This window comes from Streptomyces ferrugineus (assembly GCF_015160855.1).
Taxonomy (GTDB): domain Bacteria; phylum Actinomycetota; class Actinomycetes; order Streptomycetales; family Streptomycetaceae; genus Streptomyces; species Streptomyces ferrugineus.
Map to the genome: position 1 here is coordinate 711,564 of NZ_CP063373.1, position 19,589 is coordinate 731,152.

The window sequence follows — 19,589 nt, forward strand, 5'->3', positions numbered from 1 at the left end:
CCCCCGGCCGGAGCCGGGGGTCCAGGCGAGACAGGGCGTCGTCGATGATCAGACGTTGACGCCGAAGTCCTGGGCGATGCCCACCAGGCCCGAGGCGTAGCCCTGGCCCACCGCGCGGAACTTCCACTCGGCGCCGTTGCGGTACAGCTCGCCGAAGACCATGGCCGTCTCCGTCGCCGCGTCCTCGGAGAGGTCGTAGCGGGCGATCTCGGTGCCGCCCGCCTGGTTGACGATGCGGATGTAGGCGTTGCGGACCTGGCCGAAGTTCTGCGAGCGGTTCTCCGCGTCGTAGATCGAGACCGGGAAGACGATCTTGTCGACGTCGGCCGGGAGGCCGGCGAGGTTGACGTTGATCGCCTCGTCGTCGCCCGCGCCCTCACCGGTGCGGTTGTCACCGGTGTGGACGATGGTGCTGTCCGGCGTCTGCTTGTTGTTGAAGAACACGAAGTGGGCGTCCGAGTAGACCTTGCCCTGGGTGTTGACCGCGATCGCGGAGGCGTCGAGGTCGAAGTCCGTGCCGGTGGTGGTGCGGACGTCCCAGCCGAGGCCCACGGTGACGGCGGTCAGGCCCGGAGCCTCCTTGGTGAGCGAGACGTTGCCACCCTTGGACAGGCTTACAGCCATGGTTCGGGAGTCCTTTCCCTCGTTTGCATACGGCGGTACGACATACGGGCTGAGTTGCTGCTGAAGAAGAAGCTACAGCTACCCCTTTGACTTCCTCCCCCTCTCTATGGAGGGGAAGTTCACAGCTCGCGCCGTGGGGCTTCCTGCTTCATCACCGACTGCCCGCCCGGAGATCTCCGTTGAGGTCTTACACCGGCTCCACAGGCCGACACCGCCAGCCCGGCGGCCAGAAGGTTCTTTGCTGCGTTCATGTCCCGGTCGTGGGCCGTGCCGCAGTCGCACGTCCAGGTACGGACGTTGAGCGGCATCTTGTCCTGCAAGCTGCCGCAGACGGAGCACAGCTTCGAGGAGGGGAACCAGCGGTCGACTGCGATCACTTCGCGGCCGTACCAGTGGGCCTTGTACTCCAGCATGCTCCGGAACTCGCTCCATGCCGCGTCTGAGATGGCGCGAGCGAGCTTGCCGTTCTTCAACAGATTGCGAACGGTGAGATCCTCGATCACGACCACTTGGTTTTCGTGGACGAGTCGAGTGGTGATCTTGTGCAGGTGATCGCGCCTGCGGTCGGCGATGCGGGCGTGGATCCTCGCGACTTTGCGGCGGGCCTTGGCCCGGTTGGCACCGTCGCCCTTGGCCTTGCGTGCAAGTTCCCGCTGGGCCTTGGCGAGGCGGGCCCGGTCGCGCCGCTCGTGCCTGGGGTTGGAGATCTTTTCCCCGGTGGACAGCGTCAGCAGGTGATCGAGTCCGGCATCCACGCCGACGGCCGTCTCGGCAGTCGGGAGCGGCGTGATGGACGGGTCCTCGCACAGCAGGGACACGTACCAGCGTCCCGCGCTGTCCTGGGACACGGTCACAGTGGACGGGGTGGCTCCCTCGGGCAGAGGACGGGACCACACGATGTCGAGCGGGTCCGCCATCCTGGCCAGCGTCAGCATGCCGTCCCGGAACCGGAATCCGCTGGTGGTGTACTCCGCGCTCTTGCGGGACTTCTTCCGCGACTTGAACCGCGGGTACTTCGCCCGCTTGGCGAAGAAGTTGGTGAACGCCGTCTGGAGGTGCCGGAGTGTCTGCTGGAGCGGGACCGAGGAGACGTCGTTGAGATACGCCAGTTCCTCGGTCTTCTTCCACGCGGTCAGCATCGCCGACGTCGAGTTGTAGTTGACCCGCTCCTGCCGGAGCGTCCACGCCTCTGTGCGGGCCGCGAGTGCCATGTTGTAGACCTTCCGCACGCAGCCGAACGTGCGCGACAGCTCGGCAGCCTGCCCGTCGGTCGGATAGAAGCGGTACTTGAACGCCCGCTTCGCGCGAATGGTCACGTCTCACAAACTAGCACATCCTCTTGTGAGTGCCCTCGGATTGTCGCGCTTCCTCCCTGCCCCGCTCCGCAGGAGCATGGTTTCGTCCTCCGGGGAACGCTGGGGGAGGTGTCGGAGGTTCCAGGTCTCTTTACTTTCTTTGCCGAACGGCGCTCGCGTGGGCATGGACGATCCCGGCGATATTCGCGTGACGTGGACCGGACAGAGGCGGGAACATGGAGCACATGTCCGGTCCCTACGTCATCCGTGGCTCCGTCTCGCTCCCCGAGGCCGAGCTCATGTGGCGTTTCTCCCGCTCGAGCGGCCCTGGCGGCCAGCACGTCAACACCAGTGACTCCAAGGTGGAGCTGAGCTTCGACCTCGCGAAGACCGAGGCACTGCCGGACGTATGGAAGCGTCGGGCACTCCAGCGCCTGGCCGGCAAGCTCGTCGACGGCGTCGTCACCGTCCGGGCCTCCGAACACCGCTCCCAGTGGCGCAACCGCGAAACCGCCGCCGTACGCTTGGCGGCCCTCCTGTCCGAGGCCACGGCCCCACCCCCCAAGCCCCGCAAGCCGACCCGCATCCCCCGCGGCATCAACGAACGCCGCCTGAGGGAGAAGAAGCAGCGAGCGGAGACAAAGCGGGGCAGGTCGGGTCGCGACTGGTCGTAAGGACCGGTGGCCCATGCCACCCGCACTGGCGCAACGGCGAGCAGGGGACGTGCCGGGGGGTGTCCGCCCGCAGCGGCGGGCGTCGACAAAGGCCGGCCTCCCTGCCCAAGGGCAACCGCCCGACCGAGGACGGACACCCCCCGGCGCGGCCCCGACCCCCGACGGCGAGCAGTGCGCAACGCAAGCCCCCACCGAACCGCAACGGGCCGCCGCAGGCATCCCCCGTCACACCCGCGCCTCCCGATCCGTCATCCCACTGACGACGGACAACGACGAGAGGCCGCGCCCCATGACCACCGACGACACCAGCGACACTGACGTCCTCGCCCAGCGCTTCGAGGCACACCGAGGCCACCTCCGTGCCGTGGCCCACCGCATGCTCGGCTCGACCGCGGAGGCGGAGGACGCGGTGCAGGAGTCCTGGTTCCGCGTCAGCCGCTCCGACACCAGCGGCGTCGACAACCTCGGCGGCTGGCTGACGACGGTCGTCGGTCGGGTCTGTCTGGACATGCTGCGCTCGCGCAGGTCCCGCGCGGAGGAACCCCTGGAGACCACCGCGCCGATCCACACCGCCGCTCCGGCCACCACCCCGGCCGCCGACCCGGAGCAGGACGCCCTCCTCGCCGACTCGGTCGGCGTCGCCCTGCTCGTCGTACTGGACACCCTCACGCCCGCCGAGCGGCTGGCGTTCGTGCTGCACGACCTGTTCGCGGTGCCGTACGAGGAGGTCGCGGCCATCGTGGACCGTACGCCGACGGCCACGCGGCAGCTCGCCAGCCGCGCCCGGCGCCGGGTGCAGGGCGCCGACGCGCCCGAGGCCGACCTCGCCCGGCAGCGGGAGGTCGTGGACGCCTTCCTCACCGCCGCGCGGGGCGGCGACTTCGAGGGGCTGCTCGACGTCCTGGACCCGGACGTCGTCGTGCGCACCGAGGCCGGGGTGACCACGGGCGCGGCGGCGGTGGCACGGGGCGCGACCGCCTTCGCCAGCCGAGGTGCGGCCGCCGGCCGGCCCGCGCTGGTCGACGGTGCCCCGGGCCTCGTACTGCTCGCCGGGAGGCGCGTGGAACGGGCCCTGAAGTTTGCGTTCGTACGGGATCGCATCGCCGTGATCGACATCGTGACGGACCCCGGAAAGGTGTCCCGGCTCGACGTCCGGCCGGACTAGGACAGGCCCCGGCCCGGCCGGTCCAGCTCCAGCACGCCCACCGTCTCGCCCTCGCTGGTCTCCCCGTTGGGGCGGAAGCCGAGGCCGAGGTAGAAGCCCTCGGGGCCGTCCGGGCCGGGATGCCAGGTGACGTACAGCTCCTTGCCGTCCCGGCGGCGGATCTCACCGGCCACGGACTCGACCGCGAAACGGCCGTACCCGCGGCCCTGTTCCGCGGCCGAGATGTTCAGACGCCACAGGCCGGAGCGGTGGGCGCTGCCGTCTCCGTACCAGTCGATGTCGAAGAAGGCCATCAGGAACCCGACCGGGCGGTCGTCGTCGACGATCAGGCGCGGCCAGGCGACGCCGGGATGGACGTAGGCCTCGGCGAGCGACTTCACGACCGGGTCGACCGCGTGTTCCTGATCCGGGCGGACCTGGATGCCGAGGGCGGCTTCGAGATTGCGGGAGGAAACCTTTTCGAGGCGCGGTCCGGTCGTCGCTGTCGTCGTCATGTGCGCACTCTAGGTGGGGAGTTCACCGGGGGCGAATGAATTCCGCGAGCGGTGAACTCACCCCAAGTGCCGGTAACGGCCCCGGAAATACGTCAGCGGCCCCCCGTCGGCACTCGGCAGCGAGGCCGACAGAACACGTCCGATCACCAGGGTGTGGTCGCCGGCCGTCACCCGCTGCTCGGTGCGGCACTCCAGCGTGGCCAGGGCGCCGCCCACCAGCGGGGCGCCGCTCTCCTTGCCGCGGACGTACGGGATGTCGGCGAACAGTAGCCGGTCGCTGACCCGGCCCTTCATGGCGAAGCGGCCCGCGATGTGGCGCTGGCTCTCGGCGAGGACCGAGACCGCCCACAGCGGCTGCTCGGCGAGCAGGTCGTCCATCCGGGAGCCCTCACGCAGGCTGACCAGCACCAACGGCGGGTCCAGGGACACCGACAGGAACGCCGTGGCCGTCATGCCGACGTCCTCGCCGGCCGGGGCGTGCGGGTCGTCCGGGTCCAGGGGCGGCTCCAGCGCGGTCACCAGGACCACGCCCGCGGCGAGCCGGGACATGGCGGCTCGGAACTCGTCGTTGCTCACCCCCTCAGCATGCCGGGCGGCGCTGCGGGAGGCGGGGAGGAGGGTGGTCGCGGGCTGCGCGGCAGGGGAAGTGTTCGGCACGCCGAAAACGCTAATGTCGCTCCCGCACACCCACATCGGGCCTGCGCCCGAGAACGGACCTAGGACTCCCGACGGACTCCGATCGCTTGTGCGGAACTCGGGTTCAGTAAACACACAGGAAAAACGCAGAAACACCGCTCAATTGTTCACGTTTACCTGTGACTTGAGTCACAAGAGCCAATAATTGTTGACCCTGTGTACCGAGTGGGCAGCGCGCTGTGATTCAGTGGCGGGGAACTAGCAAGGGACGTTACGCCGAAGTAGAACCCTTGATTCACTGCGAGGTCTCGGGGGGAGGGCGAGCATGGAGACCGAGTCGGAGCCGTATGTCCGTCTTGCGACCCTGCGACAACTTCACCAGGTCATGGCTGACATGAACACGGCCCGTAGCCTGGCGGACACACTACAGACCGTCGCCGACGGCGTCGTCACCGGCCTCGGCTACGAACTCGCGTGCGTCAACCTCGTGCGCCCCGACGGCGACCTCGTGGTCGCCGCCTTCTCCGGCAACCCCGCCGCCGAGGCCCTGATCACCGGCCGGGTCGGCTCCCGCGAGGCATGGGAGCGGCGGCTGAGCATGGGCCAGCACTGGGGCGACCTGGTGTTCATCCCGCACACCGAGGGCTGGATACTCGACGACGACGACGTCCCGCAGTGGTACACCGACGGCCCCGCGCCCCGCTTCGAAGACGAGTGGCACCCGAGCGACCGGCTCTTCGCGCCGATGTACACGCCCGGTGTGCAGGGCGGCGCGTGCGGCGAGCTGATCGGGGTGCTGTCCGTGGACCGGCCGCGCAACGGCCGGCTGCCGGGCGCGTGGGGGCGCGAGGCGCTTCAGATGTACGCGTTCCAGGCCGCGATCGCCATCAGCAACGCACGTCTACGCGCGAATATGCAGCGGGCACTGGTCAGGCTGGAGCGCGATCAGCAGGCCCTGCGCGCCAGCGAGGAAAGCTTCAGGCAGGCCTTCGAGTACGCCCCCTCCGGCATGGCCATCGCCGAGATGGGCGGCGACCAGCACGGGCGGATCCTGCGCACCAACGACGCGCTGTGCCGCCTCCTCGGCCGCCCCGCCTCCGCGATGCGCCGCTACTCCTTCTCCGACCTCGTCCACCCCGAGGACATCGGCACGCTGCTGCGGACGTCGGCGGAGGGCGGCCGCGCCGAGCTCCGCCTCGGCCGCCGCGACGGCACCTACGTCTGGGTCTCACTCCGCAACAGCGTCGTCGCCGACGCCGCCGACGGCCCCCGCTTCCTGCTCACCCACGTCGAGGACATCGAGGAGCGCAAGCGCCGCGAGCTCCAGCTCGCCCACCGCGCCTCGCACGACTCGCTCACCGGGCTGCCGAACTCCGCCGAGCTGCGCGCACGGCTGGCCGCCCGGCTGTGCCGGCGCCCCGCGCACGCCGGCGCCCTGGAATCCATGGACGCGGCCTACGGCCACCCGGCCGTCTTCGACGCCAACGGCCACGGCTTCGACTTCCCGGGCGCGGCGGCGCTCGAGGCCTACGACCACCACGTCCACACCGTCTCCCCGGACGAGGGCGAGCGCGACGACGGCACCAAGGGGCTCGCGGTCCTCTTCTGCGACCTCGACGGCTTCAAGTCGATCAACGACCGGTTCGGGCACAACGCGGGTGACGCGGTGCTCATCGAGGTCGCGAGGCGCCTGTCCCGCCAGGTCCGCGACGGCGACACCGTCGCCCGGCTCGGCGGCGACGAGTTCGTGATCCTCGCCGACGGGCTCGGCCGGGCCGACGCGCAGGACCTCGCGGTCCGTCTGCGCAATGAGATCATCCAACCGATCCGGGCCGAGGGACGGGCGGTCCGCGTCGGCGCGAGCTTCGGCATCGGGTGGGCACACTGCGGGATGACTGCGGACGAAGTGTTGAAGTCCGCTGACGAGCGGATGTACGTAGAGAAACGATCTCGTCCCAAACAACACAGACGCGCGGGATGAATCCCAGGTCAGCGAGCTGATGCGGTCTGAGTCACCCGTTTGGGCCAGCAGGAGCGGGTAGGCTCGCCATTCTGACCGACATACCGCAACGCCCGCACCTGGTGAGGAGTACCACAGGGATGACGTCCGGCAACAACGGCGCGAACACGCCGCCCGAGGACGACGACCCGTTCGGCTACCTCTACGCCGACGGCCAGGCCAACGGAGCCCAGCCACCGTCCGGTGGCTACGGCTATCCGAACGCCGTGAACCGGGTGCGCGCGGTGGGCCAGCGCCAGTACGGCCAGCCGCCGGCCGCGCCCCAGATCCCGCAGCAGGGCGCCTACGGCCAGCCGAACGCGCACTACGCGGCACCGGAGACGCTGCCCGGCGGCGCACCGACGACCCAGCAGCCGTCGTACAGCGGCGGCAGCGGCCGCGGCGCCGGCCGCGGCGGGGGCCCCAACACCAAGGGGCTGCTGATCGGGGCCATCGCGGTCGTCGCGGCGGTAGTCATCGGCATCGGCGTGGCGATGCTGGGCGGCGATGAGGACCCGGGCGACAAGGACAACGAGGCCGGGGCGACGCCGTCGCAGTCCCAAAGCGCGGAGTCGAGTCCTTCGGCGAGCAGCAGCGCCGGGGCGAGCGAGGAGGACCTGCAGGCGACCGATGCCAAGACCCTGCGACTCGAGGGGGGCGCAACCACGGACTCCGCCTTCAAGGGGGCCAGGGCGGACGGCGGGATCTACGTCACGAACTTCAACAAGGTCGGCGCCAAGGTCACCTGGACCGTGAACGGTATCGACGAGGCCGGCCCCTACACCCTGAACGTGCGCTACAGCAGCGCGGGCAAGGATGCCAACGCGACCCTTCTGGTCAACGGGACGGCGAACTCCGCGCCGCTGGGTCTCAAGAACTTCATCGGCGCGCGGGCCCCGGAGGGGGACTGGGAGAAGGGCTGGCAGACCACCTGGGCGCCCGTCACCCTGAACAAGGGCACCAACACCCTCGCGGTCGCCTGCAACGACGGCAACAAGTGCGACGCGATCCTCGACCAGATGTGGCTCACCAAGGGCACGAAGAGCTAGACGGTACGACGTGACGGCCGTCGCCCGCGGGGAGCGGGGACGGCCGTCGTACGGAGCGGTACCGTACTCAGGTCACTCGACGCGGCCCCACTCCAGGCAGCGGCTCGCCGCCCAGGCCCTCTTGTCGTTCCATTGCACCTTGCGCACGGTGCGGCGATGGCGCGAGGGCGGGACGCAGGCCCCGCGTTCCAAGGGGGCGGTGTCGCCGGAGTGCCTGTCGGGCGCGGCGGTTCGTGCGCCTGGAAGCGGAGCTGTGGCGTGTCTCGGAGTCCTTCCCCTCTTGCTTCTCGCGATCCTGCCCGACGGCACCTACAGGAGCGGGCTGCGCGGTCGGCGTGCGAGAGAATGGATGCCGGTCCAGGGTATCGAGTACACCGTCACCTTCACCATCGGGTTGGACGGCTCCACCGAGGAGACCTCCGAGCTATTCTGCCTGATCATTACGCTACTCGATCCCGACAAGGCCCCGGCGGGCGAACTTGCCGAGCCGTACGCTGCCCGGTGGACCAGCAAAACGATCTACAAGAACATCAAGATTGAGGGTCGCGGCGGGCGCACCGCGACCCTGCGCTCGAACAGCCCCGCCCTCATCGAGTAGGAACTGTGGGCCATGCCCTGCGTCTAACAGGCCCTGCGTCACCTGACCGCCGACGCTGCCCACCACGCCAGCCTCCCGTGACGCACAGCTGCCTTGCTCACGTCCAGCAAGAGCTCAGGCCGCTCCCCGCCCGCAGGCGTGACGTTCCTTCAGCTCACATGAGCTGACGCAACGTAGGAAGAACACTCACGCCCCGACCGAGCTGCCTAAACGATCGCCGTTGGACTCATGCCAACGGCGGAACTCCATGTAGTAGCTCGGCCAAACAGGCTGCGAAAGGTAGCTGAGATTGTTATCCGATGCTTGGGGTCCAGTCCGTGCAGCTTCGGACTATCGAAGACCCTTCCATGACCGCTACCTGGGCACCGAGGGTGCGGAGGCCACCACTGCCGTCGGTTGCCGTAGTGTTGATGATGAGTGTCGTTCCGGATCCGCCGTATTCATGATGCCAGCGCCAGTACTTCGTAGTGCCGTTGTTGTTTTTAGAGAGCATTCGGATGGCTACATGGTGACCATCTGGAGCATTATCGGAAACCCAGCCGCTAACAGCCACGTAAATGGGGGTGCGGTTGTCAAATGTGAGAGCCCCCTTGACGCCAGTTGTAGAGCATGCGGCAGTGTTCACGCCGGCTGTCGCGTTCACTGTTGTTGCGGCGAATATTGCCGTTGCGGCAATGCCTATCGTTGAAAGGCGCTTCATTCTCTTCCTCATTTAGGCAGGATACCCTATTTGCGTGGAAGTGTGATCTTGGGTGATCGCTTTGTCTTGTATGAGGGTAACTTGCCTCCCAATTTGTCATGATTTATGCAGTTAAGAAAACGAGATATGGCTGGAAGTGATCGCTCCCAGGGCTTCGGCGTAGTCGCCTGACATCCGGTTCGTGAAGCGGGGGCTTCGGGAACGAGGCAGGCACGGGCTTCCAAGACCATGGATTCTCTACGCCCCGTACCTGTGTGGAATACCGTGTCTGCCGATGCGTTATCGCCGAATCTGCCTGCCTTTGCCTAGCTCCGCATCCCGAGGCCGTACCCGAGGGGATCTCGGGCGGCTGGCCGAGGTGACTGAGCTGCGAGCTTCGGACCGGCGCCGAACCCCGCGCTATGGGGACCTGGCGCCACCTCGAGTCGGCGCGCTCCGCCTAGAGGTTGTCCCGTATGAGGCGTGAGTTATCCGGTGAGGGCCAGGTTGTGGAGCCGGGCGATGCCCAGCATGGCCTGATGAACACCGTTGCCCTTGAGCCGGCAGTCCCGCAGGATCTTCCAGTTCTTCAACCGCGCCAGGGCGTGTTCCACCCGGGCTCGCGCCCTGCGGTGGACGGCATTCTCCGCTTCCTGGTGTGGGCTGAGGCGTGTCTGACCTCGTCGTTTGCGGTGCGGGACGAGCAGGCCGGTGCCTTGGTACCCGCCGTCGGCGATGGTCGGTGCGCCGCGGCAGGCCCGGTCGACGCCGGACTCGGTGAATGCCCGGCAGTCGTTGCGGCTGCCGGGCAGCGGAAGGCCGATCGCCACGACCAGACGGCTGTTGGCGTCGATAACGACCTGCAGGTTCGTCGAGTAGCGGTAGTTCTTGCTGGAGGCGGCGATGCTGCGGTCGCGGGTGGGCACGAGGGTGCCGTCGACGATGTAGACGGTGTCTTTGCGCGGCCGACGGGCCGGCGAGATGGCCAGCAGGGGCGCCAGGTGATCGAGGATGCGGTCGGCCGCAGACTTCGAGACCCCGAACAGCGGCGCCACTTGCCGCAATGTGAGGTTCGTGCGCCAGTACGTCGCCACCAGCAACACGCGGTTCTCCAGCGGCAGCCGCCAGGGACGGCCGCGCTGAACATCACCACCGCGACGCCGCACCAGAGCCACCAGCCTGGTGAACTGCGACTCGGTCAGTCCGGAGAACGGCTCAATCCACTTCGGATCATCCGCTGAGATCACCCCACCCATGCTCAGCCAACGCACCAACTGCCCCACCAGTTACGGGACAACCTCTAGCCGGGAAGGCCAACGTCGCCGCTGGCTTTTGGTGCAACGCCCGCGACGCCAGCAGGCCGCTCGCCCTCCTCGACCATCTGTGGCTAGAAAAGGGCTGGGTCAAGTCAAAGTCGTAATCAGGCCGCGGTGACCTCCCCGGTCACCACAACGTGCCCCACCAACTCCTCATACGCTCCTTGGTCAAACTCCCCGGCCACCGCCGCCAGCACACTCGCCGCCGACAGTGCCGCCGCACGGGCCAGCCGGTCCGGCCACGGCAGTCGCTCCACCCATCCCGACAGCAGCCCCGCCACCGCCGCGTCGCCCGCGACGGTCGGGCTGCCGTGCAGGCGGGTCGGGGGAGTTGCGCGCCAGCGGCCCTCGGGGGTTACCGCGAGCAAGCCCGCCTCGCCGAGGGAGGTCACGATCGAGCGGGCGCCTCGTCGCCGCGCGTCCTGCGTCGCGCGCAACGGCTCGTGGGAGCCGGTCAGTTCGGTCAGTTCGTCGCCGTTGGGCTTGATGAGGTCCGGGCGGGCGGCGACGCCCCGGCGCAGTGCCTCGCCGCCGGTGTCCAGCAGTACGGGCACCTCGGCGGCCTTCGCTGCCCGCACGAGACCGGCGTACGCCCCCACCGGCACCCCCGGCGGCAGGCTGCCGCACAGGGCCACCGCGGAGGCGGACGCCAACAGGTCGTCGTAGGCCTCCTGGAAGGCGGACCACTCGGCGGGGGTGATCGTCGGGCCGGGCTCGTTGGGCTGGGTCGTGTCGCCGGTTCGCTCGTCCACGACGGCGATGGTGCGCCGGGTCGCGCCGGTGACCGGTATCAGGGCGTCCACCACGCCGGAGGTCCGGGTCAGCTGTTCCTGGACCATGCGGCCCGTCGCGCCGCCCGTGAAGCCCGTAACCGTCATCTCGTGGCCGAGGGCCGCCAGCACCCGGGCCACGTTCAGGCCCTTGCCGCCGGGGCGCTCGGTCACCTCGGAGACCCGGTGGGTGGAGTGCGGCCTGAGGGCCCGTACCCGATAGGTGATGTCGAGAGCGGTGTTCACTGTGAGGCCGCTTTGGCGGCTTACTTGGGGACCTGCCTCCCTGTGGGGAACATGACTTGGTGAGGGGACTGGTGTTCGACGCCTTGAGGATGGATGTTCCTGTGAGAAAGCGCTCCCTGCTGCTGGCCGGCGCGGCCCTGGCCGCCACCCTTCCCCTCGCCTCCGTGCAGCCCGCTTCCGCCGCGACGGTGTGTCCCCAGGGCAAGGTGTGCACCTGGGTGAAGCGGAACTTCGAGGGGAACCGCAAGGACCGCACGACCCCGGGACACGGCTGCTTCCCGGTGCAGAGCGCCGGTGTCCGCACGGTGTCGAACCAGTCCGGCAAGACCGTCACCGTCTACGACGACCCCGGTTGTTGGGGAAGCAAGGTGGTGCTCAAAACCGGGCACTTCTCCAGCGCCCTTCCCTTCGTGGGCGAGGCTATTTCGTGGTAAGGCCTTGACTCCGCGCCTCAAATCAACATAGAAGCGCTCGACCGATGTCTCGGTCGAGCGCTTCTATGTTGCGGCCTGCGCGGTCAAGCTTTCCTCGGAGGGCATTTGATCTAGGCAGATTGCCCTTTCTGTCCTAGTGGGTTCATAGCCGGGTTGGTGTGGTCACATCCGTTATGCGCTTGATGAGGTTGTCGATCGACAATGTGGATCATGGCCTCGGAGTTGGCGGGAAAGGTCTCGTAATCGGGAGAAAGGCGCTGGTGCAACATGGGCCAACTTAAACTTCGCTCGACAACCCAGCGCCTTTTGGCAACATGGAAGCCGCGACTTCTGGGTTTCTGCCCGTCGTCCCGCCAGAATGGCCCGGCGACAGCCCTGGGGTGTCTGCCTGTTGAAAGGACTCGTCCGAACTCCATGTCTCCGTCACGCTCGTTCGCCCTAGCACCTACAGCCGCGCTGATGGCTGGCGTGGCACTCGGGGTTCTAGCCGCGCTCCTTGGAACGGTCGAAGTTCCTGTCATCAACTCGCTACACCTTGTGCTGGCGGCAGGTTGGACTTGGGCGGCCCTGGCCTTCTGTGTCGGCTTCGCATGCAGATCCAGGGTCAGGTCCGCCGTCGTGGCCCCTGCTGCCCTCGCTGTGGGCGTGGTCGCCTACTACGTGACCAAACTTGTGCAGGGGGAGTACCGGGAATGGGTGAACCTGGACGACCCCTCGCAGGGGACGCACATCTACTGGGCTGGATTCCTGTCGAAGACCCTGTTCTGGGGTGTAGCAGCCGTAGTTCTCGGTCTTCTCCTTGGGCTGGCTGGAAACTTGGGGCGAAGTGCTGGCCTTCGCGGACTCGGCTTCCGGGTGCTGATTCCGTTGATAGCCATCGCGGAGACCTCAATGCGGCTCAATGCCGAGGCCTCTTCACAAGGTGCAGTTGCCAGCACGACATGGAGTGTCACCCGCCTCGTAGCGGTGGCTGCCATCGTCGTCCTGGCAGGACAAGAGGTCAGGGCAAGGTCGAATCGCGCTCTCCGGCCAACTGGCCGGTAGGGCATCGCCCGGAGGCGCGAACCCGTCCGGGGCTGGGTCGGAGCGGGAATCTTTGGGACCTGTCCCGCCGGAGGCTTGCGGTCCTCCGGCGGGACGGGCGTTCGTGGTGCGACCTTGACCCTGCGGTCGCCGTGGGGCCCTTCATCGCCGGGGCAGGGCGTCAGCGTCGGCGTACGGCGTCCGCGCACGTGGCGTGGATACGGCCCGGCTGAGTGGCGCCCCCGGAGGGGCTCACCTTCTCGTAGGGCAGTGATGCCTGTTCCTCGATCGGCTTGTCGCAGGCCAGACACATGCGCGCCCCGGTGAGGGCGTCGCGGTGGTCGCACAGGGCCACGACGGAGCGTGCGAGGCGCTTCACGCGCTCGACTTCGCCGAGCAGTCCTGCGGCCTCCGGCTCGTGCAGCCGCCGGCGAGCCTAGCCGACTCCGGCCAGCGCCACTTGCGCGGGCACGTCGTCCTTGGGCCGACGCCCGGCGAGCTGCTCGACCGTCGGGATCAGGTGCTCCAGGAAGGCGGTGAGGTCCTGCGGTAGAGCTTCACGCTCTCATGTCGCGGCAGCGTGCGCTGATCCAGGAACCAGCCTGCCGAGGCGCGCATCGACACGATGCCCGGCATCGCGTCGGTCTCTTCCTGGATGCCGTTCACCGGGTCACCACCGGCTGTCCGGCCCGGTGGCGCGGGCACCTGCACGGCAGGTTCGGGGACGTCAGCGGCAGCGGCTCGGAGCCGTGCACGATGTCCAAGCAGCCGCGTTCCTCGGTGATCGCGCCGTGGCGATCCACGGTGTACACACGCAGCGTCATCTTGACGCTGCTCTTTCTCGTGGCTGTAGCGTTCGTCATGTCGATCTGCTCTCTCAGGTCGGCCGTGCCCTGGGGCCGTCGTGAGCGGTCGCCAGGGTGTCATTTGGGCACCGTGCCCGGCTGGGTCGTTGCTGTGGTCCTACCGTTTCAACAGCGGCGTTTGGCGTCACGGGCGGCCGTGACCAACTTTTCTGGACACCGCGCGCGGCTCTGACCGGGGACAACTGGCGTTTATGGACATTGCCTTGGGCGCCCGGTCACCCCAATCCCTGGGCACCCAGGGCTCTTTGAGTAACGGCGACGCTACGGTGAGTGCACCCACTTTGCGCAGGAGCCCGCCTATGAACGACCGCGTCAAGCCCGGTTCCAAAGCAGACCGGGACACCCTCCGCCACGCCATGACGGCCGCCGGATGCACGATCGCTGACATCCCCGTAGAACTGCGAGCCCGCTACCGGATGCGTCCGCGCGAAGCATGGCGTCATGCCCACGGCTGGACCCTGCAAGAAGCGGCGGACCGCATCACTCAGGCCGGTAGCGCGCGCCCCGCCGAGGCAGTCGCCGCCGACGCCTCTCTCGTCGGAAAGTGGGAGAAGTGGCCTGGTCCTTCATCGCGCCGCCCGAGCCTGCCGGTCCTCCTGGCAATGGCGGCTGCCTACGCCTGCCGCCCCGAGGACCTGCTGGACCTCGACGACCGTAAAGCGCTGCCCGAAGGTGACCTGCGCCTGCGCGGCCGCCAAGATGCCCCCCGCGAACCGGCGCTGCCCGCCTTGCCCGTCTCCGCCGTCACGCCACCGGAACCGATGGGCAGCGAACTGGTGCGGCTCGCCGCCGACGAATCCGCGGCCTGGGCGCAGTGGGCCGAAGCTTCGAACGTTGGCGACATCGCTCTGGAACAGCTCATGGCCGACACCCGAGCCCTCGCCGAGGACTACCTCACCTCCGACCCCGTCCCTCTCTTCGTCCGCACGCGGGCGCTTCGCGACCGGGTCTTCGCACTTCTCGAAGGCCACCAGTACCCGCGTCAGTCTTCCGACCTGTACGTGGCGGCCGGCTATCTCTGCGGGCTGCTCGCGTGGATGTCGTCAGATCTCGGACAACTCCGGGACGCGGACACGCAGGGCCGCACCGCGTGGCTGTGTGCCGAACTGGCCGGGCACAACGAACTGCGCGCGTGGGTGCTGTCGACGCGGTCGAAGGTCGCGTTCTGGGACGGGCGGCTGCGGGACGCCATCGGCCACGCCCGGCGTGGTGCCACGTACCGCCCATCCGGCACAGTCGCGGTACTGCTCGCCTGCCAGGAAGCCGATGCCTGGTCCCTGCTCGGCGCCGAGGATGAGCCGCTGGGGGCACTCGCCCGCGCCGAGGACGCCCGCGCCGGCATTAGCAGTGAGGACGACATCGGTGGCCTCTTCTCCTGCCAACCTGCCCGCCAGGAGAACTACGCAGCCGCTGTACAGCTACGCGTCGGCCGCCCCACGGATGCTCTTCGCGCGGCCGACCACGCCCTGGAGCTCTTGCGGGACCAGCCCGTACGGGCCTACGGCACCGAGGCACAGATCCACATCAGCAAAGCCGCGGCGCACCTGTCCACGGGAGAGGCCGAAGGCGCACTCGAAGCGCTCATGCCCGTGCTCGCACTTCCACCGGACCACCGGCTCGAACCCGTCACCCGACGCCTGAGCGAACTACCCATCGGCACCGGGCGCCCGGCCGGGACCAGCCGGGCAGTCGTCGGCTTGCGCGCAGCCATCGAGGAGTTCTGCCTCGACTCAGCTCCCCGGCACCTCGCCCTCTCGCCAGGGGAAGGCACTGCCTGATTTGATCTCAGTTATGACGACGCGAACCGAGACCATGCGGAACCACTGGTGGTGGCGGCCCGGTTGGAGCATGGGCCGCCGCTTCTACACCTGGCACCTCACCTTCGAAGGCCAAGCCGACGTGCACCGGCTCGCTGACGAGTACCGTTCCGCACTCGCGCCCCTTGGAGACGCCCTCACGCCGATTCCTGACAAGTGGCTGCACCTGACCATGCAGGGCATCGGCTTCGTCGGCGAGGTCAAGGAGCAGGACGTCCACGCCGTCGTGGACGCAGCCCGCGCGCGCCTCGCCGCCGTCCCAGCCTTCGACCTCCAGATCGGCCCGGAGGTCCTGGACCCCGAGGCGGTGCTCCTGCACGTTCGCCCTGACGGTCCCGTCCGGGCCGTACGGGACGCCATCCGGGCGGCGATCGGCGAGGCGCTCGGCGAAGTCCCGGAGAAGGCAGAGGGCTTCACCCCGCATGTCTCCGTCGCGTACAGCGCGGGAGACGGCCCCGCTGCTCCGATCGCTGAGGTTCTCGCTGGTCTCAGTCTGGCGCCGGCGCAGGCGCGCATCTCCGGCGCGGAGCTCATCGTGCTGCACCGCGACAACCTGATGTACGAGTGGGAGTCCTTCGCCATGGCGCCGCTCGGATGATCACCCGTCTCCTGGGCGGGTGCGCCGGCCGGTCACAGGGGGGCGGAGACGGCCAGGGCGCCAGTGCAGCGTCCCGCGCGGCCGCTTGGGCGCGCCGATTCACTCGGGGAGGCGAGTCTGGGGGCAACGCCCGTTGAGGGAGGCGCCACCAAGGGGTCCGACATCGCCGTCGACGCCGCCGGGCAGACCCAGTCGAACCGCGTCCGCGCGCAGCTGGGCCAGCTGTACCCGTACACCGTGGGTCGCTCGGCATCGCGTACGGTCGTCGAGGCGCGGGCGAGAATCCGCCAAGTCCTGTCGAGCTGAAGGAGCGGGGAGCAACGTGACCACGATCGCCGTCACTGGGCACATGGACCTGACCGAAGCCAGCGTGTCCCTCGTGCACGACGCCCTGCGGGAGACGCTGAAGCCGTACGTCGACGACCTGACCGGCGTCTCGTGCATCGCGAAGGGCTCCGACTCGATCTTCGCCGAGGTTGTGGTCGAGCTCGGCGGCCGTCTCGTCGTGGTGATTCCGTCGAAGGACTACCGGCAGAACAAGGTCAAGCCCGATCACGAAGAGACCTTCGACCGGCTTATCGACGCCGCAGCCGAAGTCGTGGTGCTGGAACACGAGACCGCGAACCGCTTGGCGTACGAGGACGCCAACCGCACGTTGCTGAAGCGGGCCGAGCGACTGGTCGCGGTCTGGAACGGTGAGCCCCCGAGCGGCAAGGGCGGCGGCACGGCGGACACGGTCCTGGAGGCGCGCGACGCCGGTCTCCCCGTCGACGTCGTCTGGCCTGCCGGGGCTTCACGCCGGGCCTGAGACCTCCGCTCGGCAGCGCTCACCGAGCCAGAGGCCTTCTGGGCGTCCGGCCACTCGTCAACACGGTGCCGCCCTGCTCGCTCGCCATGGACCAGTCGATTCGGCCTGCCGCCTCGTTGGGCGCCCCGGCCGGTCACCGGGGGGCGGACACGGCCAGGGCGCCGGTGCAGCGCCCCGCGTAGCAGGTCGGCAGCGTCTGGGCTGATCATGAAGTGGGCCGTGGCGGTCGTATCTGCCGCGGCCACAGCCGTGGCCTCAGGCCGCGCTGGCCTCGCCGGTCACCGTCACCCTGCCCAGCAACTCCTCATACACCCCCTGATCGAACTCCCCCGCCACCGGCGCCACCACGCTCGCCGCCGACAGGGCCGCCGCGCGGGCCAGCCGGTCCGGCCAGGGCAGTCGCTCCACCAGTCCCGACAGCAGGCCCGCGACCGCAGAGTCGCCGGCTCCGGTCGGGTTGCCGTGGGCGTGGTTCGGCGGGGTGGCACGCCAGCGGCCCTCCGGGGTCACCGCAAGCAGGCCCTCCGCGCCCAGCGAGGCCACGACCGTGCGGGCGCCGCGCCTTCTCGCGTCCTGCGTCGCGCGCAGCGGCTCGTGGGAGCCGGTCAGTTCGGCCAGTTCGTCGGCGTTGGGCTTGATGACGTCCGGGCGGGCGGCGACGCCGCGGCGCAGGGCCTCCCCGGCGGTGTCCAGGAGGACGGGGACGTCGGCCGCCTTCGCGGAGCGGATGAGGGCGGCGTAGGCGCCCACCGGCACGCCCGGCGGCAGGCTGCCGCACAGGGCCACCGCCGAGGCCGACGCCAGCAGGTCCTCGTATGCCGTCTGGAAGGCGGACCACTCGGCGGACGTGATCGTCGGGCCGGGCTCGTTGAGCTGGGTCGTGTCGCCGGTCTGTTCGTCGACCACGGCGATGGTGCGCCGGGTCGGGCCGGAAACGGGGATCAGTGCGTCCACCACACCCGGCGTGGTCGTGAGCTGATCCTGTACGACCCGGCCCGTCGCGCCGCCCGTGAAGCCCGTGACCGTCACCTCGTGGCCGAGGGCCGCCAGCACCCGGGCCACGTTCAGGCCCTTGCCGCCGGGGCGCTCGGTCACCTCGGAGACCCGGTGGGTGGCGTGCGGCCTGAGGGCCGGTACCCGATAGGTGATGTCGAGAGCGGTGTTCAGCGTGACCGTGAGGATCACCTGGGCCGACCTCCCCCGGAGAGTTCAGTGTGCGTTTGCCGTCCGGAGTTGCCGATCATGCCAAATGGGCGGCGGTCGTCCCAGTCTCGCAGGACAACCGCCGCCCTCAACACCAGGACAGATCAGCCCAGTTGCGGCTCAACCACCCATTCGCCGAGGCGCATCACGCCCTTGAGGTCGTAGTCGGAGTCCAGAATCACCAGGTCGGCGTCCTTTCCGGGCTCCAGTGAGCCGATGCGGTCGTAGCGGCCGAGGAGGCGGGCCGGGTTCGCCGACAGGGCCGCCACCGCGTCCTCGATCGGCAGCCGGTCGATCGTCACCGCCCGCTTGAAGGCGCGGTCCAGGGTGAGGGTCGAGCCCGCGATCGAACCGCCGTCCACCAGGCGGGCCACGCCGTCGGCCACCTCGACCTCCAGCGGGCCGAGCATGTAGCGGCCGTCTCCGAAGCCGGCCGCGTCCATCGCGTCCGTGATGAACGCGACCCGGTCCGCGCCCGCGTGACGGAACGCCAGCTCCAGGGCGGCCGGATGCAGGTGTGTGCCGTCGTTGATCAGTTCGACCGTCACCCGCTCGTCCTCCAGCAGGGCGGCGATCGGGCCGGGCTCGCGGTGGCCGAGCGGCGGCATCGCGTTGAAGAGGTGGGTGGCGACCGTCGCGCCCGCCTCGATCGCCTGCACCGTCTGCTCGTACGTCGCGTCCGTGTGCCCGATCGCCGCGATGACGCCGTGCTCGGCGAGGAGGCGTACGGAGTCGACGCCGCCGGGCAGTTCCGTGGCGAGGGTGACCATCGTGGCCCTGCCACGCGCCGCGTCAATCAGTTTGCGGACCTCCGCCGGGGCCGGGTCGCGCAGCAGTTCCTCGGAGTGGGCGCCCTTGCGGCACGGCGAGATGAACGGGCCCTCGAAGTGGATGCCGGCGATGTCGCCCTGCTCGGCCAGCTCCGAGAGGAGGCCGGCTCGCCGGGTCAGGAAGTCCATGTCGCCGGTCACCGTGGAGGCGACGAGGGTGGTGGTGCCGTGCAGGTGGTGGGTCCGGATGCCCTTCAGGACCTCGTCGACCGTGCCGGAGGTGAACGAGGCTCCGCCGCCGCCGTGGTTGTGGATGTCGACGAAGCCGGGGACTACGTAGTGGCCGGTTACGTCGATGACCTGGGCGTTCTCCGGTGCTGTGCCGGTGATTCGGGGGCCGTCGACGATCACTTGGCCGTCTTTGACCGGCCCTGTGGGGAGGACGACCGTTGCGCCGGAGAGCACCAGGGGGGTGCCGGCCATCGCGGCCTGCGGGTGTGTTGTGGCTGGTCGCGCAGTTCCCCG

At 69.0% G+C, this 19,589-nt stretch carries 21 protein-coding genes and 2 pseudogenes; 10 read left to right on the top strand and 13 right to left on the bottom strand.

All coding sequences use genetic code 11. The features are described 5' to 3' along the window. Positions 1 to 48 precede the first annotated feature (48 nt). Together IM697_RS03410 and IM697_RS03415 are read right to left on the bottom strand one after the other, a co-directional pair. The gene (locus IM697_RS03410; protein ID WP_194044535.1) at positions 49 to 624 is read right to left on the bottom strand and encodes a TerD family protein; all 576 of its coding nucleotides are present in this window, start codon (positions 622 to 624) and stop codon (positions 49 to 51) included. 119 nt (positions 625 to 743) lie between these two features. Then, positions 744 to 1,940, bottom strand: a complete 1,197-nt coding sequence (locus tag IM697_RS03415; RefSeq protein WP_194044537.1) for an RNA-guided endonuclease InsQ/TnpB family protein — start codon at positions 1,938 to 1,940, stop codon at positions 744 to 746. Between the two features lie 215 nt (positions 1,941 to 2,155). Here IM697_RS03415 and arfB point away from each other — a divergent pair, with 215 nt between their 5' ends. Both arfB and IM697_RS03425 read left to right on the top strand, forming a co-directional pair. Then, a complete protein-coding gene (gene arfB / locus IM697_RS03420; RefSeq protein ID WP_194044539.1) occupies positions 2,156 to 2,593 on the top strand; it encodes an alternative ribosome rescue aminoacyl-tRNA hydrolase ArfB in 438 nt (145 codons plus the stop codon). A 289-nt stretch (positions 2,594 to 2,882) separates the two neighbouring features. Then, a complete protein-coding gene (locus IM697_RS03425) occupies positions 2,883 to 3,758 on the top strand; it encodes a sigma-70 family RNA polymerase sigma factor (protein WP_194044541.1) in 876 nt (291 codons plus the stop codon). On the opposite strand, the gene IM697_RS03430 is transcribed toward IM697_RS03425, so the two are convergent. Both IM697_RS03430 and IM697_RS03435 read right to left on the bottom strand, forming a co-directional pair. Further along, positions 3,755 to 4,252 (bottom strand): GNAT family N-acetyltransferase, encoded by a 498-nt coding sequence (locus IM697_RS03430; RefSeq protein ID WP_194044543.1) that lies wholly within the window; start codon positions 4,250 to 4,252, stop codon positions 3,755 to 3,757. The genes IM697_RS03425 and IM697_RS03430 overlap by 4 nt on opposite strands. Before the next feature lie 57 nt (positions 4,253 to 4,309). Next, positions 4,310 to 4,909: a flavin reductase family protein gene (locus IM697_RS03435; RefSeq protein WP_194044545.1), complete on the bottom strand. Its 600-nt coding sequence runs from the start codon at positions 4,907 to 4,909 to the stop codon at positions 4,310 to 4,312. Positions 4,910 to 5,213: 304 nt separating this feature from the next. Between IM697_RS03435 and cdgB the strand changes: the two genes are divergently transcribed. The 3 genes from cdgB to IM697_RS03450 all read left to right on the top strand — a co-directional run bounded on the left by cdgB (position 5,214) and on the right by IM697_RS03450 (position 8,534). Further along, entirely contained in the window at positions 5,214 to 6,869 is a 1,656-nt protein-coding gene (gene cdgB, locus IM697_RS03440) for a diguanylate cyclase CdgB (protein ID WP_194044554.1), read from the top strand. 119 nt (positions 6,870 to 6,988) lie between these two features. Continuing rightward, the gene (locus IM697_RS03445) at positions 6,989 to 7,936 is read left to right on the top strand and encodes a CBM35 domain-containing protein (protein ID WP_194044557.1); all 948 of its coding nucleotides are present in this window, start codon (positions 6,989 to 6,991) and stop codon (positions 7,934 to 7,936) included. Between the two features lie 280 nt (positions 7,937 to 8,216). Beyond that, entirely contained in the window at positions 8,217 to 8,534 is a 318-nt protein-coding gene (locus tag IM697_RS03450) for a hypothetical protein (protein ID WP_194044558.1), read from the top strand. 1,167 nt (positions 8,535 to 9,701) lie between these two features. On the opposite strand, the gene IM697_RS03455 is transcribed toward IM697_RS03450, so the two are convergent. Both IM697_RS03455 and IM697_RS03460 read right to left on the bottom strand, forming a co-directional pair. Further along, on the bottom strand, positions 9,702 to 10,469 hold the full coding sequence (locus IM697_RS03455) for a transposase (protein WP_194038268.1): 768 nt from the start codon (positions 10,467 to 10,469) through the stop codon (positions 9,702 to 9,704). A gap of 164 nt (positions 10,470 to 10,633) precedes the next feature. After that, entirely contained in the window at positions 10,634 to 11,545 is a 912-nt protein-coding gene (locus IM697_RS03460) for a 1-phosphofructokinase family hexose kinase (RefSeq protein ID WP_194044559.1), read from the bottom strand. A gap of 101 nt (positions 11,546 to 11,646) precedes the next feature. On the opposite strand from IM697_RS03460, the gene IM697_RS03465 reads away from it, so the two are divergent. Then, positions 11,647 to 11,979 carry a peptidase inhibitor family I36 protein gene (locus tag IM697_RS03465; protein ID WP_194044560.1) on the top strand — a complete coding sequence of 111 codons (333 nt, stop codon included), beginning with the start codon at positions 11,647 to 11,649 and terminating at the stop codon, positions 11,977 to 11,979. A 142-nt stretch (positions 11,980 to 12,121) separates the two neighbouring features. On the opposite strand, the pseudogene IM697_RS03470 reads toward IM697_RS03465, so the two are convergent. Continuing rightward, positions 12,122 to 12,320 (bottom strand): annotated as a pseudogene (locus IM697_RS03470) (IS5/IS1182 family transposase); the annotation flags it as partial. Positions 12,321 to 12,438: 118 nt separating this feature from the next. Here IM697_RS03470 and IM697_RS03475 point away from each other — a divergent pair. Next, complete coding sequence (locus IM697_RS03475) at positions 12,439 to 13,023, top strand: hypothetical protein (protein ID WP_194044561.1); 585 nt, start codon at positions 12,439 to 12,441, stop codon at positions 13,021 to 13,023. 160 nt (positions 13,024 to 13,183) lie between these two features. Here IM697_RS03475 and IM697_RS03480 read toward each other — a convergent pair whose 3' ends face one another. From IM697_RS03480 to IM697_RS03490, 4 genes and pseudogenes are all read right to left on the bottom strand, one after another. Beyond that, positions 13,184 to 13,381, bottom strand: a complete 198-nt coding sequence (locus IM697_RS03480; RefSeq protein ID WP_194044562.1) for a hypothetical protein — start codon at positions 13,379 to 13,381, stop codon at positions 13,184 to 13,186. A gap of 18 nt (positions 13,382 to 13,399) precedes the next feature. After that, positions 13,400 to 13,531, bottom strand: a pseudogene (locus IM697_RS45645) (DUF6415 family natural product biosynthesis protein); the annotation flags it as partial. Next, positions 13,519 to 13,668 (bottom strand): hypothetical protein, encoded by a 150-nt coding sequence (locus tag IM697_RS03485; RefSeq protein ID WP_194044563.1) that lies wholly within the window; start codon positions 13,666 to 13,668, stop codon positions 13,519 to 13,521. The gene IM697_RS03485 and the pseudogene IM697_RS45645, both read right to left, overlap by 13 nt. Continuing rightward, on the bottom strand, positions 13,665 to 13,826 hold the full coding sequence (locus tag IM697_RS03490; protein ID WP_194044564.1) for a hypothetical protein: 162 nt from the start codon (positions 13,824 to 13,826) through the stop codon (positions 13,665 to 13,667). Before IM697_RS03490 ends, IM697_RS03485 begins: the two co-directional genes overlap by 4 nt. 341 nt (positions 13,827 to 14,167) lie before the next feature. On the opposite strand from IM697_RS03490, the gene IM697_RS03495 reads away from it, so the two are divergent. The 3 genes from IM697_RS03495 to IM697_RS03505 all read left to right on the top strand — a co-directional run bounded on the left by IM697_RS03495 (position 14,168) and on the right by IM697_RS03505 (position 17,091). After that, a complete protein-coding gene (locus IM697_RS03495; protein WP_228044481.1) occupies positions 14,168 to 15,646 on the top strand; it encodes an NsdA family TPR-like regulatory protein in 1,479 nt (492 codons plus the stop codon). A 13-nt stretch (positions 15,647 to 15,659) separates the two neighbouring features. After that, positions 15,660 to 16,283, top strand: a complete 624-nt coding sequence (locus tag IM697_RS03500) for a 2'-5' RNA ligase family protein (RefSeq protein WP_228044482.1) — start codon at positions 15,660 to 15,662, stop codon at positions 16,281 to 16,283. Between the two features lie 322 nt (positions 16,284 to 16,605). Next, positions 16,606 to 17,091 (top strand): hypothetical protein, encoded by a 486-nt coding sequence (locus IM697_RS03505; RefSeq protein ID WP_194044565.1) that lies wholly within the window; start codon positions 16,606 to 16,608, stop codon positions 17,089 to 17,091. 255 nt (positions 17,092 to 17,346) lie between these two features. Here IM697_RS03505 and IM697_RS03510 read toward each other — a convergent pair whose 3' ends face one another. Both IM697_RS03510 and nagA read right to left on the bottom strand, forming a co-directional pair. Then, a complete protein-coding gene (locus IM697_RS03510) occupies positions 17,347 to 18,276 on the bottom strand; it encodes a 1-phosphofructokinase family hexose kinase (protein ID WP_194044567.1) in 930 nt (309 codons plus the stop codon). 122 nt (positions 18,277 to 18,398) lie between these two features. Then, the gene (gene nagA / locus IM697_RS03515; protein ID WP_228044483.1) at positions 18,399 to 19,547 is read right to left on the bottom strand and encodes an N-acetylglucosamine-6-phosphate deacetylase; all 1,149 of its coding nucleotides are present in this window, start codon (positions 19,545 to 19,547) and stop codon (positions 18,399 to 18,401) included. Positions 19,548 to 19,589: the final 42 nt, after the last annotated feature.